13 protein-coding genes are annotated in these 13,633 nt (G+C 53.7%); 12 read left to right on the top strand and 1 reads right to left on the bottom strand.

Translation table 11 applies throughout. From position 1 onward, the window contains the following. The first annotated feature begins 448 nt into the window (after positions 1-448). Genes AC2FIP_RS11270 through AC2FIP_RS11260 form a run of 3 tightly spaced genes read left to right on the top strand, consistent with a single transcriptional unit; the run spans position 449 to position 3,217 of the window. Positions 449-1,438, top strand: a complete 990-nt coding sequence (locus AC2FIP_RS11270; protein WP_496786443.1) for a TRAP transporter substrate-binding protein — start codon at positions 449-451, stop codon at positions 1,436-1,438. A gap of 5 nt (positions 1,439-1,443) precedes the next feature. Next, a complete protein-coding gene (locus tag AC2FIP_RS11265) occupies positions 1,444-1,923 on the top strand; it encodes a TRAP transporter small permease (RefSeq protein WP_496786442.1) in 480 nt (159 codons plus the stop codon). A 4-nt stretch (positions 1,924-1,927) separates the two neighbouring features. Then, on the top strand, positions 1,928-3,217 hold the full coding sequence (locus AC2FIP_RS11260) for a TRAP transporter large permease (RefSeq protein ID WP_496786440.1): 1,290 nt from the start codon (positions 1,928-1,930) through the stop codon (positions 3,215-3,217). A 17-nt stretch (positions 3,218-3,234) separates the two neighbouring features. Here AC2FIP_RS11260 and AC2FIP_RS11255 read toward each other — a convergent pair whose 3' ends face one another. After that, positions 3,235-3,873: a TetR/AcrR family transcriptional regulator gene (locus AC2FIP_RS11255; protein WP_496702039.1), complete on the bottom strand. Its 639-nt coding sequence runs from the start codon at positions 3,871-3,873 to the stop codon at positions 3,235-3,237. Positions 3,874-4,204: 331 nt separating this feature from the next. On the opposite strand from AC2FIP_RS11255, the gene mhpA reads away from it, so the two are divergent. Genes mhpA through AC2FIP_RS11210 form a run of 9 tightly spaced genes read left to right on the top strand, consistent with a single transcriptional unit; the run spans position 4,205 to position 13,367 of the window. Continuing rightward, a complete protein-coding gene (mhpA, locus tag AC2FIP_RS11250) occupies positions 4,205-5,851 on the top strand; it encodes a bifunctional 3-(3-hydroxy-phenyl)propionate/3-hydroxycinnamic acid hydroxylase MhpA (RefSeq protein WP_496786438.1) in 1,647 nt (548 codons plus the stop codon). A gap of 11 nt (positions 5,852-5,862) precedes the next feature. Further along, positions 5,863-6,921, top strand: coding sequence for a maleylacetate reductase (locus tag AC2FIP_RS11245; protein WP_496786436.1), 1,059 nt, complete (start codon positions 5,863-5,865; stop codon positions 6,919-6,921). A gap of 41 nt (positions 6,922-6,962) precedes the next feature. Beyond that, positions 6,963-8,228, top strand: a complete 1,266-nt coding sequence (locus AC2FIP_RS11240; RefSeq protein WP_496702034.1) for an ABC transporter substrate-binding protein — start codon at positions 6,963-6,965, stop codon at positions 8,226-8,228. 59 nt (positions 8,229-8,287) lie between these two features. Then, complete coding sequence (locus tag AC2FIP_RS11235) at positions 8,288-9,007, top strand: ABC transporter ATP-binding protein (protein WP_496786434.1); 720 nt, start codon at positions 8,288-8,290, stop codon at positions 9,005-9,007. Continuing rightward, positions 9,004-9,717: an ABC transporter ATP-binding protein gene (locus tag AC2FIP_RS11230; RefSeq protein WP_496709065.1), complete on the top strand. Its 714-nt coding sequence runs from the start codon at positions 9,004-9,006 to the stop codon at positions 9,715-9,717. Before AC2FIP_RS11235 ends, AC2FIP_RS11230 begins: the two co-directional genes overlap by 4 nt. Continuing rightward, complete coding sequence (locus AC2FIP_RS11225) at positions 9,714-10,577, top strand: branched-chain amino acid ABC transporter permease (protein ID WP_496702028.1); 864 nt, start codon at positions 9,714-9,716, stop codon at positions 10,575-10,577. The genes AC2FIP_RS11230 and AC2FIP_RS11225 overlap by 4 nt, the downstream gene beginning before the upstream one ends. 28 nt (positions 10,578-10,605) lie before the next feature. Then, positions 10,606-11,622: a branched-chain amino acid ABC transporter permease gene (locus tag AC2FIP_RS11220; RefSeq protein ID WP_496786432.1), complete on the top strand. Its 1,017-nt coding sequence runs from the start codon at positions 10,606-10,608 to the stop codon at positions 11,620-11,622. Positions 11,623-11,647: 25 nt separating this feature from the next. Then, positions 11,648-12,523 carry a dioxygenase family protein gene (locus AC2FIP_RS11215; RefSeq protein WP_496786430.1) on the top strand — a complete coding sequence of 292 codons (876 nt, stop codon included), beginning with the start codon at positions 11,648-11,650 and terminating at the stop codon, positions 12,521-12,523. Positions 12,524-12,527: 4 nt separating this feature from the next. Continuing rightward, the gene (locus tag AC2FIP_RS11210; RefSeq protein WP_496786429.1) at positions 12,528-13,367 is read left to right on the top strand and encodes a 3-oxoadipate:acetyl-CoA acetyltransferase; all 840 of its coding nucleotides are present in this window, start codon (positions 12,528-12,530) and stop codon (positions 13,365-13,367) included. Positions 13,368-13,633 lie beyond the last annotated feature (266 nt).

The raw sequence follows: 13,633 nt of genomic DNA, 5'->3' as shown, positions 1-13,633 counted from the left end.
CATCTTTTTTGACAAGCGCGATGCGTCAGACTGGCCAGGATGACCGACCTAAGGCGGATTCCTCAGGTTAGATTGAGTGCCTTGTCCTCGCTCACTAGGTTTGGGAGCTGTCTCGGGATTTCCATTGCGGCAACCTCTTAGTAGTTTTTTGATACATATCCAATAGGGTATCAAAGGGGTAAAAATTATGTATTTCACACAATGTTTTCTACGACATTAGGCTACAATCGTTAGCCGAATTGGGGGCCGTTTTGGCTAATAGGTTCGAAATGCAGAACAACGCTGTCGATGTGCCGTCAGCTTGCAAGGCTTGCCACATCTCTGATGCGCCCAATGTGAATTCTGAGATCGGCCCAGGAAACAACCGCGCCAATGGCTGTCCAGTTTAGAGAGATGCCGATTGGATTAATTCAGGGTTGTTTGAAACCGAATACGGAGGGGAAAACTCATGGGAATGCTTGCGAGATTGATGAACGGTACTATTGCATCACTGACGTTAAGCGCAGGCGCTGCATATGCAGCAGATGTCACACTTTTGTTAGGTCATACAGCACCAACAAATTCGGTGTTTCAGGAAAGTGCCGAGATTTTTGCCGAGTCACTGGACACCCTATCCGGCGGAACGGTTGCCGTGGATATTGTCGGCGGCGGCGCAATGGGGGGTATTCCGGATCACTGGGCTCAACTGCGGGCCGGTGATCTGGATCTGCATCTGTTTGAACTTGTCGGCGTCAGCTTCATGAAGGAAGCGTCGGACTTTTCAGTGCTCTTCGCGCCTTATCTGTTTGAAGATCAAGCGCATCTACACCGGTTTACAGAAAGCGAGCTGTTCAAGGCCATGATGGACCGCGCTGACACTGCGACCGGAATTCATTATGTCGGGTATGTTGGCGATCGCTATCCACGTGCGGTTTCCACCCGTGATATTGAAGTTGTCAAACCCGAAGACCTTTCGGGCCAAAGGGTGCGTGTAGCAATGCACCCGGCCATCGTAGCGACCTACGAAGCGTTTGGTGCGGTGCCGACACCGATCCCGTCGCCCGAACTTATGATCGCTTTAAAAACCGGAACGGTAGATGGTCAAGATCAAGGTCTCGTAGATTACCTTGACGCGGGCTATGATGAGGCCAGTCCCTATTACGCGCCAATCAATACCGTCCATGCCGGCATGGGGCTTTGGATGTCAGGTGGAAAGTGGGACACACTTACAGAGGAGCAAAAGGGTTGGGTGACCGAAGCCGCAACTGTCACTTCTGCGACTATAAACGCGGCCGGAGAAGCCCGGATGGAGGCCGCTCAGGCGCTTGCGGCGGAGCGTGGTGTCACGATTTCGACGCCGGATATTGAGGCCTTTCAGGAGGCCATAGCCCCAGTCATCGAAAAACTTGACGGAGAGATGTGGCCCGCTGGGTTGTACGACCAGATCAAAGGTCTCTGAGGTTCATGTTGCACGTCGTTGATTGGTCTAAACAGATCGACACCTCCCTTACATGGTTTTTGCGGGCTGTGCTGGGGGGGCTTTTGGTCGGGTTGGTGTTGCTGGAGTCTACGCAGGTCATTCTGCGCTACTTTTTTGCGCTGGGGTTGCCTTGGGCAAGAGATGTTTCAACAATCGGGTTGATGTGGTTGGCTTGGCTGGGCGCCCCGCTGTTGTGGATGAAACGTTCGCATATATCCGTCGATTTCATACCTGTGCCAAACATCCGGTCCCTGCGCAGGGTAGGGCAAATTGTTTTACAGCTTTCCATGGCGGTGAGCGGTGGGTTCCTGTTGTATCACGCGTCTGAGGCTGCGGCCCGCTATGCGCAGATTGATCTGACATCAATACCTGGCGCGCATGCAAACCTGAAGTTCTTTCCAGTGATGGTGGGGTCGTTTTTACTGATCTTGGTCAGTATCACGGCACTCGTTCGAAAGGACTGAAGCCGTGTTAGAGACTGCGTTTACCGTAGCCGTAATGATTGTCCTGATGCTGCTACGGTTTCCGGTGTTTTATGCGATGGCACTTTCGGTCGTAGCTTTTGCGATTGTCTATGCACCGATCATGTGCCCCTCGGTCGTGGTGCAGGGATTGGTTCAGGGCCTCGACAATTCCGCCTTTACGGCGCTGGTCTACTTCATGGCTGTTGGCACAATCATGAACGCCGGAGGCATGAGTGCGCGATTGCTGGATCTCGCCCGGACTCTGTTGGCGCATATCCGGGGTGGATTGAGCCATGCCAATATCGGGTCGAGCATGATTTTCGCCGGTATCTCAGGCTCTGCCATAGCTGATGTCGCCGCAGTTGGATCAGTAATGATCCCCGCAATGAAACGCGATGGGTATAGCCCTGCCTACGCGGCGGCGGTGACTGCAGCCTCTGCGACCATCGGAATTGTCATTCCCCCCTCAATTCCGATGGTCGTTTTTGCGCTGTTTACGGGTGCAGATATCACGCGACTTTTCGTGGCTGCGATTTTGCCCGGGATTCTCATGGGGATTTTCCTTTTGGGCGTATCGATCGTCGTTTCGATCAAGCGCGGATATCCCGCTCAGCGTTGGCAGGGCTGGCGTGCGGTTTGGGTCGCATTGCAGCGCAGTATCCTTGCGCTGATCCTGCCAGTTGTCGTCATTGGAGGGATGGTATCTGGCTTCGCAACCGTTTCAGAAATTGGTTCGATTGCCGTACTGTATTCGATAATTGTCTCACTTCTCATATATCGCGAGACGACGCTGCGCAGCTTTTGTGCGGCGCTTGGGGATGCGGCGATTGACAGCGCCAAGGTCCTGATCATCGTCAGTGTGTCCGGTGCATTCATCTGGATCACCGCACGCATGGGGGTTGGGGCGCAATTCGTTTCAATGGTGAATGGGATTCAGCTCACTCCGACAATGTTTTTGGCGCTTGTGGCGGTTTTTATGCTGATTCTGGGGACGGTACTGGACCCGGTGATCATCACAATCGTTGTGGCCCCGATTGTGGCACCCACAGCGATCATGACAGGGGTGGATATAGTTCAGTTTGGACTTGTGGTGGTCCTGGCCGGTGCGATTGGACTGGTTACTCCACCGGTTGGCATTTTGCTGTTCGTAACCGCGGCCCAGTCTGGTGCCAGAGTTGGTCAGGTCGTGCGTGAAGCCGGAGTGTTCCTAATCGCATTGGCTGTCTTGCTGGTTCTGGTCGTTTTCTTCCCTGCGTTGACCTTGTGGCTGCCGAACCTCATGCTTGGACAGTAGGCGTTGAAGCGTAGGTGCTATTGACCACTGATTTCCGGACGTGGACGCGCAGCCAGCTCAACCGCTGCATTCTTGCCAATTCCCGTCATGCACAAAAGTTGGGTGATGATTTGGCTTTTGCTGCTGTGAGGGACATTGTCATTGGTTATCGCAAGGGCGGCACCAATCAGGGCATGTGTGGTCAACCTCCAGACCAGCTCGGCATCAGAGACCTGAAATCGACCGGCCTGTGAGGCCCGCCTCAAGTCGCGAATGGCGAAGGGACCCATCATCCGGAACATCGTGTCTGATATGACCTCAGATCTGTGCAAAAGCTGTTTCCAGTGCGTGTCGCCTGTTGCTGTATCGAGCACGGTTCTAATACCAAAGGCGTAGACTTGGGCGGGGTCGTCGAACGTGTCCGTGACCTCTTCGATCCTCAACGCCAGATCATGCATCAGGGTTTCCAAAACGGCGATTGCCAATTCGTCTTTCGATTTGAAATAGCTATAGACTGTGCCAGCGCCGACATCTGCCTTTTCGGCAATCTCCAACATGGTTGCGGCATCGACGCCGCGCTCGGACATGATTTCACGAGCAGCCCCAATCAGCGCCTGTTTATTTCGACGCTGACGCTTTGCAACTCGGCCCTCCTTAACGGGGATCATTTCGCTCATTTTGAGTTCCGCCTGACAATAATCGAATCATATTCAATTTTGAATTTTGCCACAACTTCTTTCACAACCATTGGGAAAGTTGAAGCCTATGGATTGCTTCTGACGGATTTTCGGATCTCACCGTAAAACGGCGGAATGTGATCATAACTTACGATAAACAAACGATAATATTTCACACCTTCATTGGAAAGAGTGGCGTCCAATAGCGAATAGTAACCAAACTTGACGAACATTCGAAAACGATCTAGCGTCAAGAAGAGGTAACTTTTTGGCCGTTCCAGCCCGTTTAAGGGCGCTGGTTGAACGGCTAAGGGCTTAGGAGGAAACAAAGATGACCCATCCCGCGACCAACAGCGATTTCGATACTGATGTTGCAATTGTAGGTGCTGGTCCGGTTGGCACCATGCTGGCCATTCTGCTGGGCCAGAAGGGGAAGAAGGTCACTCTGGTTGAGCGGTGGTCCACACATTACGGCCTGCCGCGTGCGGTTACATACGACCACGAGATTGCCCGCATTCTGGCGTCCCTTGGAATCGATTCTGAAACCGATTCAGCGATCAACTGTCATGATGAGTTGTATTACTGGCGCAACCGGGATGGTCAGAACCTGCAGATTGTTGACTGGCAGAGCCAATCAGCCAGCGGCTGGCGCGTGCGTTACTGGTTCAACCAGCCGCTGCTTGAAAAGCGCTTGCTGAAGATTGCCGGTGAAATCCCCGACGTAACAATCTTGCGCGGTTGGGACGGCGTTGCTCTGGATCAGGATAGCACTGGCGTGTCGCTGTCGCTTAAGCAAAACCCCGAAGAATTTGGGCCCGACGGAGAACGCAAAGTCATTCGCGCAAAATTCGCCGTTGGAACCGATGGCGCGAACAGTTTCGTGCGCGAAAGCTTAGGTATCGAGAACGAAGACAAGGGTTACTTCTTCGATTGGCTCATCCTAGATATGGTCCCGCAGTTCGACTATTGCGCCTCACGCCCGGAAGATCCGGCGCAGTGGCAGCTGTGCGATCCAAAGCGCCCAACAACGATTGTGCCAGGCGGGCCTGGCCCTGTCGAAGGTGGCCCGGATCGCCGGCGTTGGGAATTCATGGTTCTCCCTGGTGAGTCCGTGGAAGAAGTTCAGAAAGAGGAAAATGCCTGGAGGTTGTTGAAGCCCTGGGGGCTGACCCCGGAAAACTCTGAATTGGAACGCGCTGCAGTTTATCGCTTTCAGGCCCGCTGGGCCAAGAAATGGCATAGCGGCCGGTGCCTCATCGGCGGCGACGCTGCACACCTGATGCCGCCTTTTGCTGGCGAAGGTATGTGCGCTGGTTTGCGCGATGCAGTGGCGATGGGCTGGCGTCTGAATGCCATTCTTGAGGGTAAGACCGGGATTGAAGTGCTGGAAAGCTACTCCTCAGAACGCATTGAGCACGCCAAACACTACATCAACTTCAGCCAGGAGTTGGGCAGCATCATCTGTATCAGTGATGAGAAGGAAGCGATTGACCGCGACGCGCGTATGATCGCCGATCTGAAACATCGGAACAATCAGCCGGTACCGACAGATATCTGCCATCTGGGCGAGGGTGTCTGGTGTGATGAAAGCGCCCATGCCGGTGAACTTTCTGTGCAAGGCGTTGTCGAATACGATGGAAACAAGGGTCGCTTTGACCAGGCTGTTGGTCGGGGTTGGGTTCTGATCGGTTATCAGGCGGACCCGATTGCAGCATTGACTGAAACCCAGCGTGAGCAACTAGGAAAACTGGAAGGCTTCGGCGTTCAGATTGGTGCACCAGGCGGTCAGCATGATGTTGTCGACACCGAAGGGACCTATAAGGCCTGGTTGGAAGACATCGACGCGAAATATGTCTTGGTACGTCCAGATTTTTACGTGGCTATTACCGCCAACACACCGGAAAATCTGCAATCTCGTTTTGACAAGGTCATGTCAGCATTGCACCTGGATACGGCCGTTGCCGTAGCCGCCGAGTGAGGTTGGGCGCCATGTTTTCAGGGTTTACCTACAACGCAAATCCAGCGCGGATCGTATTCGGGCTGGGAGCATCGACCAATGTTGCGGCAGAAGTTAGCAGCCTGGGCTGTAGCCGGGCACTGGTTTTGTCGACGCCATTTCAGGCGAATGACGCTGAAAAACTGGCTGCGGATCTGGGCTCACTTGCCGTTGGGGTGTTCTCACAGGCGGCCATGCATACGCCTGTGGATGTTACTGAGAAAGCAATGGCGGCCTATGAAGCTGCGAATGCTGACTGTGTTATTGCCTTGGGCGGAGGGTCGACTATCGGCCTCGGCAAGGCAATCGCCTATCGCAATGATACCCCTCAGGTCGTGATTGCAACCACTTACGCGGGATCAGAGGTCACGCCGATCCTCGGGCAGACTGAAAATGGACTGAAGACAACTATCCGTCACGCCAAGATCCTGCCCGAAGTTGTGATTTATGATCCCGAATTGACCGTGGGTCTGCCCGTAGGCATGAGCGTAACGTCGGGGCTGAATGCGATGGCGCATGCGGTCGAGGCTGTTTACGCTGAAAACCGCAACCCGGTGACCTCGCTTATGGCAGCGGAAGGTGTTCGCGCGCTACGAGACGCTCTGCCCGGCATTGTGGAGAACCCAAAAAACATCGAAGCACGCAGCGAAGCACTGTATGGTGCCTGGCTTTGTGGCGCGGTCCTGGGGACTGTGGGCATGGCTCTGCACCACAAGATTTGCCACACACTGGGCGGGACATTTGATCTGCCGCATGCGGAAACGCACGCGATCATGTTGCCACACTCAGCCGCATATAACGCGCCTGCTGTGGTTGATGAGATGCAACCGATCGCCGATCTGTTCGGTGGTTCTATTGGCGGAGGATTGTGGGATTTTGCGAAATCTCTGAATGCCCCGCTGGCACTGCGCGATTTGAATGTCCAAGCAGTCGATCTGGACCTCGCGACCGAGATTGCGACCCAGAATCCTTATTGGAATCCACGCCCAATAGAACGTCAGGCGATCAGGGAATTGCTGCAGCAGGCCTTTGAAGGTCGCCGACCAGAGTAACAGCCTGAAATACCGTCAAATGCATCAGGGAGGAAACCAACATGCTGACACGACGCACACTTCTGAAAACAGGCGCGGCCGCCGGGGCCACCGCCTTGGCGATGCCAGCCCTGGCCCAGAACGGAACGGTTAAGATTGGATATGTCAGCCCGCAGTCCGGCCCGCTCAGCGCATTTTCCGAGGCTGACAACTATGTCATCGAACAGTTCATCAAGAACAGTGCCGCAAGCGGTCTGAATGTTGAAGTGATCGTCAAAGACAGCCAATCCAACCCCAACCGTGCGGCCGAAGTTGCGCGCGAATTGATTGTCCGCGATGAGGTCAATCTGATCTGCGTCGCATCGACACCTGAAACTACAAACCCTGTCTGCACCATTGCAGAAGCCGAAGAAATCCCGGTGATTTCTTCTGTGGCTCCGTGGCAGCCGTGGTTCATCGGTCAGCAAGGCAATCCGGGTGATCCGTCCAGCTGGCAGGAATTCGACTATGTCTACCACTTCTTCTGGGGGCTGGAAGACAACGTGTCCGTGTTCCTGAACATGTGGAACAGCATTGAAAGCAACAAGGTACTAGGGGCGCTGTGGCCCAATGATGGGGACGGGAACGCCTGGGCAAGTGATGTTGGCATGCCACCGGCTGCAGCGGCTGCAGGATATCAGCTGATCGATCCGGGTCGGTACCAAAACCTGACCGATGATTTCAGCGCGCAGATCAACGCTTATAAAAATGCGAACGCGGAAATTTTCACGGGCATTCCGATCCCTCCGGATTTCACCACGTTTTGGACTCAGGCGAAACAGCAGGGCTATAATCCAAAGATGGCTTCGATCGCCAAGGCATTGTTGTTTCCCGAAAGCGTTCAGCAACTTGGCGATCTCGGGAACAACTTGACCTGCGAAGTCTACTGGACACCTTCGTTCCCCTTCAAATCGTCACTGACTGGTGAAACAAGCGCTGAGCTGGCCGCCGGTTTCGAAACAGCGGCTAAGCGCAAATGGACGCAACCCGTCGGCTTTACTCACGCCCTGTTCGAAGTTGCGGCCAGCGCAATTCAGCGCACCGAAGACCCAACAGACGGAGATGCATTGGCTGAAGCGATTGCCAGCACCGACCTGGAAACAGTGGTTGGCCATATCGGTTGGGGCAAAGACAACCTGCCACCATTTGCGCAGAAAAACGTGGCCAAGACACCCCTGGTCGGTGGCCAGTGGCGCCGCCAGGACAGTGGTGATTTCGAACTTCTGATCGTTGAGAACAGCAACGCGCCCGAGATCCCGCTCGACGGTACACTCGAAACCCTCAACTAGCGCCTTTGAGCATCGGGCCAATCGGGCCCGGTGCCAATTCCTTTTGTTCGGAGATTCGAATGTCTATCCTGACACTCAAATCAGTATCCAAATCGTTTGGGGCTTTGAAGGTTACGGACGATGTGTCTCTGGACGTTCAGGCAGGGGAAGCTCTGGGAATTATCGGGCCCAACGGGGCAGGGAAGTCGACCCTGTTCAATCTGATTGCCGGGAACATCAAACCGGATGAAGGGCAGGTCTTTTTTGAGGGTGTGGACGTTACTCAGCGGACACCCATGGAAAGAGTTCATGCCGGGGTCGGTCGGTCGTTCCAAATTCCACAACCTTTTGCGCATTTAAGTGTCTACGAAAACCTGATGGTTGCCGCCCAGTTCGGAGGAGAACATCGGGGATACGAGGCAGGGACATTTTGCATGTCCATTTTGTCTGAAACCGGCCTTGAATCATGCGCACGCGATCTGGCGGGTGGTCTATCACTGTTGCAGCGCAAGCGCCTGGAATTGGCGCGGGCTATGGCGACCTCTCCCAAGCTGATCTTGTTGGATGAAATTGCCGGAGGTCTAACCGACGGTGAGTGTGTCGATCTGATCAAGACGATCAAGAACATCCACAGTCAGGGTACGTCGATCATCTGGATTGAACATGTGTTGCATGCTCTCAACTCGGTTGTTGATCGTCTTATGGTGTTGAATTTCGGTAAGAATCTCATGGTCGGAGGGGTTGACGAGGTCATGAACGCCCCTGCGGTCCGGGAAATCTATCTGGGGATTGAAGTATGACTGAGCCACTATTATCCACTCACGGACTTACGGCTCACTACGGTGATTTCCAGGCCCTGTTTGGTGTCGATATCGACATCAAGCAGGGCGAAACGATTGCCATCATCGGTGCGAACGGTGCAGGAAAATCCACACTGATGCGTGCCATCACGGGTCTATTGAAGAACAAACCGGACGCAATCAAACTTCGGGGTGAGAGCATTGGTGACCTCTCTGCACCAGAGGTGCTGGAGCGGGGGATTTCCATGGTCCCGGAAGGGCGACGGTTGTTTCCCTCTCTCACGGTGGAAGAAAACCTTCTGATCGGGGCACATACCAGAACCGGAAATGGGGTCTGGAACCTTGAGAGTGTTTACGAAGTTGTTCCTGCACTGAAGGACCGCCGGGATCATCCGGGTACCGCATTATCCGGTGGTCAGCAGCAAATGGTAGCGATTGGTCGGGCGTTGATGTCAAACCCGGATCTTTTGCTCTGTGACGAACTCAGCCTTGGGCTGGCACCTGTTGTCATCAAAGAAATCTATGCTTCGTTCCCGACGATCAAAGAGCGCGGAGCCTCTGTTGTCGTCGTTGAGCAAGATATTGGGCAAGCGATGAAAGTTGCAGACCGGGTGTTTTGCATGATGGAAGGTCGCGTGACGTTACAGGGCACGCCCGACGAGTTGTCGCGAGAAGAGATTCACAACGCGTATTTCGGGGTAAGCGCATGATATTAGTCGACACACTCATTCAGGGCATTTTGCTTGGTGGCCTATATGCTCTGTTCGCTGCCGGGCTTAGCCTGGTGTTTGGCGTTATGCGCCTTGTCAACTTGGCACATGGTGATCTGATTGTACTGGCAGCATTTGTCATTTTGTCCATCGGCACGGCTCTGAATCTCGGCCCGTTTGTTGCCGTGATCCTCGCGTTTCCTATCATGTTTGCTGTGGGGTGGGGGCTGCAAACCTATTTGCTGAACCGTGTGCTGGGGGACGATATCCTGCCGCCCTTGCTGGTGACTTTCGGCCTGTCTGTGGTGATTCAGAATGGTTTGCTGGAGATATTCACAGCGGATAGTCAGAAACTGACAGCCGGGCCCATCGAGGCACAGTCTTTGGCGCTGGGGCCGGTCACCGTTGGGGTGATGCCTTTGCTGACCTTTGTATCCGCTGTTGTGGTTATCTTTGCGCTGAACCAGATCTTCTACAGAACCAAGCTTGGGCGCGCATTCCGAGCCACTTCGGACGACCGCGAGACCGTGGGTCTGATGGGGATCCGCCCCAATAACGTCTTTGCAGTCGCTACAGGTATTGCGATGGTAGTTGCCACGATTGCAGCCTTGTATCTTGGCATTCGCGCCAATTTCGATCCCAGCATTGGCCCCGCACGCCTTCTTTACGCATTTGAGGCGGTGATCATTGGTGGGCTTGGCTCGCTTTGGGGCACTTTGGCTGGTGGGGTGATTATCGGTGTCGCTCAGGCTTTGGGCGCTTCCATCAACCCCGAATGGCAAATTCTGTCCGGACATATCGCATTTGTCGTTGTCCTTCTCGTTCGCCCCCGCGGACTTTTCCCACGTTCCAAAGACTGAGGTACCCGCAGTGTCTGATCAAAAGAATATGACCCGCTTGCTTCAGCTTTTTGGCCTTGCTGGCATCGTACTTTTGTTTCTCGTGCCTGTCATTGGCTCTCGGGCCTTGGTGCAAGATCTGTTTGGCGTGCTGACGCTTTTGATCCTGGCGCAGAATTGGAATCTGCTTGCAGGATTTGCCGGGTTGGTATCCGTGGGCCAGCAGGCTTTTGTCGGCGTTGGTGCATATGCCATGTTCGCCTGCGTTATCCTGCTGGGTCTGGATCCTCTGATTGGCATCGCCGTTGGAGGTATCACTGCCATGATCCTGGCAATTCCAATGGCCTTCTTTTCATTCCGGTTGGCCGGGGCCTATTTTGCCATCGGAACATGGGTCATCGCAGAGATAACGCGCCTTTGCTTTGCCCAATGGAAAGCACTTGGCGGCGGAACCGGCACCTCATTGCCGAAAGGCACTACAAAAACCATGTTTGGCGTGCCTGAGATCAAAAGTTGGTTGGGTGGTAGTTCATCCGCCGCATCTGACGCTTTGACCTATTGGCTAGCACTGATCCTGGCCCTTGCAACCCTTATTGCGGCGTATCTTTTCCTAAAGTCACGAATGGGCCTGGGCCTGCAATCGCTGCGCGACAACGAAGAGGCTGCCCGGTCAGTTGGTGTAAATCCTACGCGTCTGAAAGCTTGGGTGTTCATGCTGACGGCTTTTGGTACCGGTCTTTGTGGTGCACTTCTGTTCATTCAGATTACACGGGTTACACCCGAAGCGGCATTCTCGGTGGTGGATTGGACCGCTTTCGTGATCTTTATAACCGTGATTGGTGGAATCGGAACACTGCCGGGACCGATCATCGGTGTGATCGTGTTCTATTTCCTGCAACGGGCCCTTGCTGATTATGGCACGGTCTATCTGATCGTCCTGGGCTGTCTTGGGATTGCCGTGATGCTGTTCGCCCGGCGCGGATTGTGGGGGCTGTTCACTGAAAAAACCGGGATTGAGCTTTTGTCTCTGCGACAGCTGCCCCCGGAAGAAAACCAAGCGCGCTGACACACACAAATATAGAGGTATACCCATGTCAAATTTGGTTGATCTTTCCAAAATCGACTATTTCACTGAAGAGTCATCTGTTGAGGCCGTGCTTGGGCGCAATGGTTCAAATGCCGATGCCCGTCTGGCACAGATTTGGGGTGCATTGATCAAGCATTTGCATGCTTTTGCCAAGGACGTCGAATTGCGTCAGGACGAGTGGGATATCGCAATCGATTTCCTTACGGCAACCGGTCAAATATGTGACGAAAACCGGCAGGAATTTATCTTGTTGAGCGATGTCATGGGTTTTTCGATGCTGACAGACGCAATCAATAACCGACGCCCGAAAGGCGCAACCGAGAACACGGTGTTTGGCCCATTCCATGTCGAAAACGCCCCTGAATACGAAATGGGTGCCGACATCTCATTGGACGGCAAGGGACAGTCTTGCCTGTTTGAGGGGCGGGTCTTGGACCTTGAAGGAAACCCGATTGAAGGTGCGCGTATCGATGTCTGGTGTGACAACGAAGATGGTTTCTACGACGTTCAGCAACCCGGTATTCAGCCCAAGTGGAACAATCGGGGTGTCTTCACGACTGGCCCGGATGGGTTCTACCACTTCAAGGGGATTAAGCCGGTGTCATATCCGATCCCCCATGATGGGCCGGTTGGAAAACTTCTGATCAAGCTCGATCGCCACCCTTTCCGCCCTGCTCATATGCATTACATGGTGACGGCGCCTGGTCATGAGAAAATCGTGACGCATACCTTTGTTGGCGAAGATGAATACCTCAAATCTGATGCGGTTTTCGGCGTAAAGGCGACGCTGGTTGCCCCATTTGTTGAAAACAAGGACGGTGATACAGTTTGGCGTTCTCCTTTTGACTTTGTGATGGTGCCAGAAAAGGTGGAGTCCTAAGCCAATGACGCAAAAGCCTTGTATTATTTGTGTGGCAATTACAGGATCTTTGCCCCAAAAATCAGACAACCCGGCGGTGCCTATCACGGTCTCCGAGCAAATAGAAAGCACACAAGCTGCATTCGAAGCCGGCGCGACGATCGCGCATTGCCATGTTCGCAATGACGATGGCTCGCCTACCTCGGATCCCGATAAATTCGGCCGGTTGCTTGAAGGTTTGAACAAACATTGCCCGGGTATGATTGTTCAGTTCTCGACCGGAGGACGATCGGGCGCAGGACATGAACGCGGGGGCAGTTTGCCGTTGCGTCCCGATATGGCCTCTTTGTCCGTTGGATCGACAAACTTTCCAACTCGGACCTACGACAATCCACCCGATCTGGTCGATTGGCTGGCTGCGGAAATGACGAAATACGAAATTACCGCAGAGATCGAGGCGTTCGATCTGAGCCATATTCACCAGGCTGTCGCCATGAGTAACGCAGGTAAGCTTCCGGGCAAGCTTTACGTGCAGTTCGTGATGGGTGTGAAGAACTCGATGCCGGCCGACAAGAGTGTTTTCAATTACTATGTGAAAACAATGCAAAGGCTTGCTCCGGACGCGGAATGGTGTGCCGCCGGGATTGGAAGGCATCAGCTTGAACTGAACGAATGGTCGATTGCGGCCGGCGGTCATGCAAGAACCGGGCTTGAGGACAATGTCCGACTTGATCGAAACACACTTGCCCCATCAAATGCCGCTTTGGTGGCCCGAACTGCAGAGATTTGTCATAATCACGGCCGCCCAGTGGCAACCTGGACAGAAGCGCGGTCACTTCTGGGGCTTTCGCAGCCCGCAGTGTAACCTAATGAGATGGCTGGCTGTTTGACCAGCCATCAACTTACCGAGGTCGGTGCGCGACCTCCTGTGCATCAAGTTGAAAGGGGCGCGTGGCAGGCCTGCTCCAGCCTTGGCTGAGTGAATTGAACAGAAAAGTATACTTTATACGATATGTAATATGCCGTGTATTGTATTATTGTTATATAGAAATTCTGCTAAAAATCATCCCCACCATAGAGGTTGGCTTTGCTCACCCAAAACCATTGGCAAACTTTAAGAGCCTAAAAACA

It is taken from the genome of Ruegeria sp. CDSB114, from assembly GCF_059611025.1.
This window is presented reverse-complemented; position numbering and strand designations above follow the sequence as displayed.

What these genes read in the sequence shown, in the direction of transcription:
- AC2FIP_RS11225 (WP_496702028.1), top strand. Translation starts at nt 9,714, where the DNA reads ATGATATTAGTCGACACACTCATTCAGGGCATTTTGCTTGGTGGCCTA.
- AC2FIP_RS11235 (WP_496786434.1), top strand. Translation starts at nt 8,288, where the DNA reads ATGTCTATCCTGACACTCAAATCAGTATCCAAATCGTTTGGGGCTTTG.
- AC2FIP_RS11220 (WP_496786432.1), top strand. Translation starts at nt 10,606, where the DNA reads ATGACCCGCTTGCTTCAGCTTTTTGGCCTTGCTGGCATCGTACTTTTG.
- AC2FIP_RS11245 (WP_496786436.1), top strand. Translation starts at nt 5,863, where the DNA reads ATGTTTTCAGGGTTTACCTACAACGCAAATCCAGCGCGGATCGTATTC.
- AC2FIP_RS11270 (WP_496786443.1), top strand. Translation starts at nt 449, where the DNA reads ATGGGAATGCTTGCGAGATTGATGAACGGTACTATTGCATCACTGACG.
- AC2FIP_RS11255 (WP_496702039.1), bottom strand. Translation starts at nt 3,873, where the DNA reads ATGAGCGAAATGATCCCCGTTAAGGAGGGCCGAGTTGCAAAGCGTCAG.
- AC2FIP_RS11210 (WP_496786429.1), top strand. Translation starts at nt 12,528, where the DNA reads ATGACGCAAAAGCCTTGTATTATTTGTGTGGCAATTACAGGATCTTTG.
- AC2FIP_RS11265 (WP_496786442.1), top strand. Translation starts at nt 1,444, where the DNA reads ATGTTGCACGTCGTTGATTGGTCTAAACAGATCGACACCTCCCTTACA.
- AC2FIP_RS11230 (WP_496709065.1), top strand. Translation starts at nt 9,004, where the DNA reads ATGACTGAGCCACTATTATCCACTCACGGACTTACGGCTCACTACGGT.
- AC2FIP_RS11215 (WP_496786430.1), top strand. Translation starts at nt 11,648, where the DNA reads ATGTCAAATTTGGTTGATCTTTCCAAAATCGACTATTTCACTGAAGAG.
- mhpA (WP_496786438.1), top strand. Translation starts at nt 4,205, where the DNA reads ATGACCCATCCCGCGACCAACAGCGATTTCGATACTGATGTTGCAATT.
- AC2FIP_RS11240 (WP_496702034.1), top strand. Translation starts at nt 6,963, where the DNA reads ATGCTGACACGACGCACACTTCTGAAAACAGGCGCGGCCGCCGGGGCC.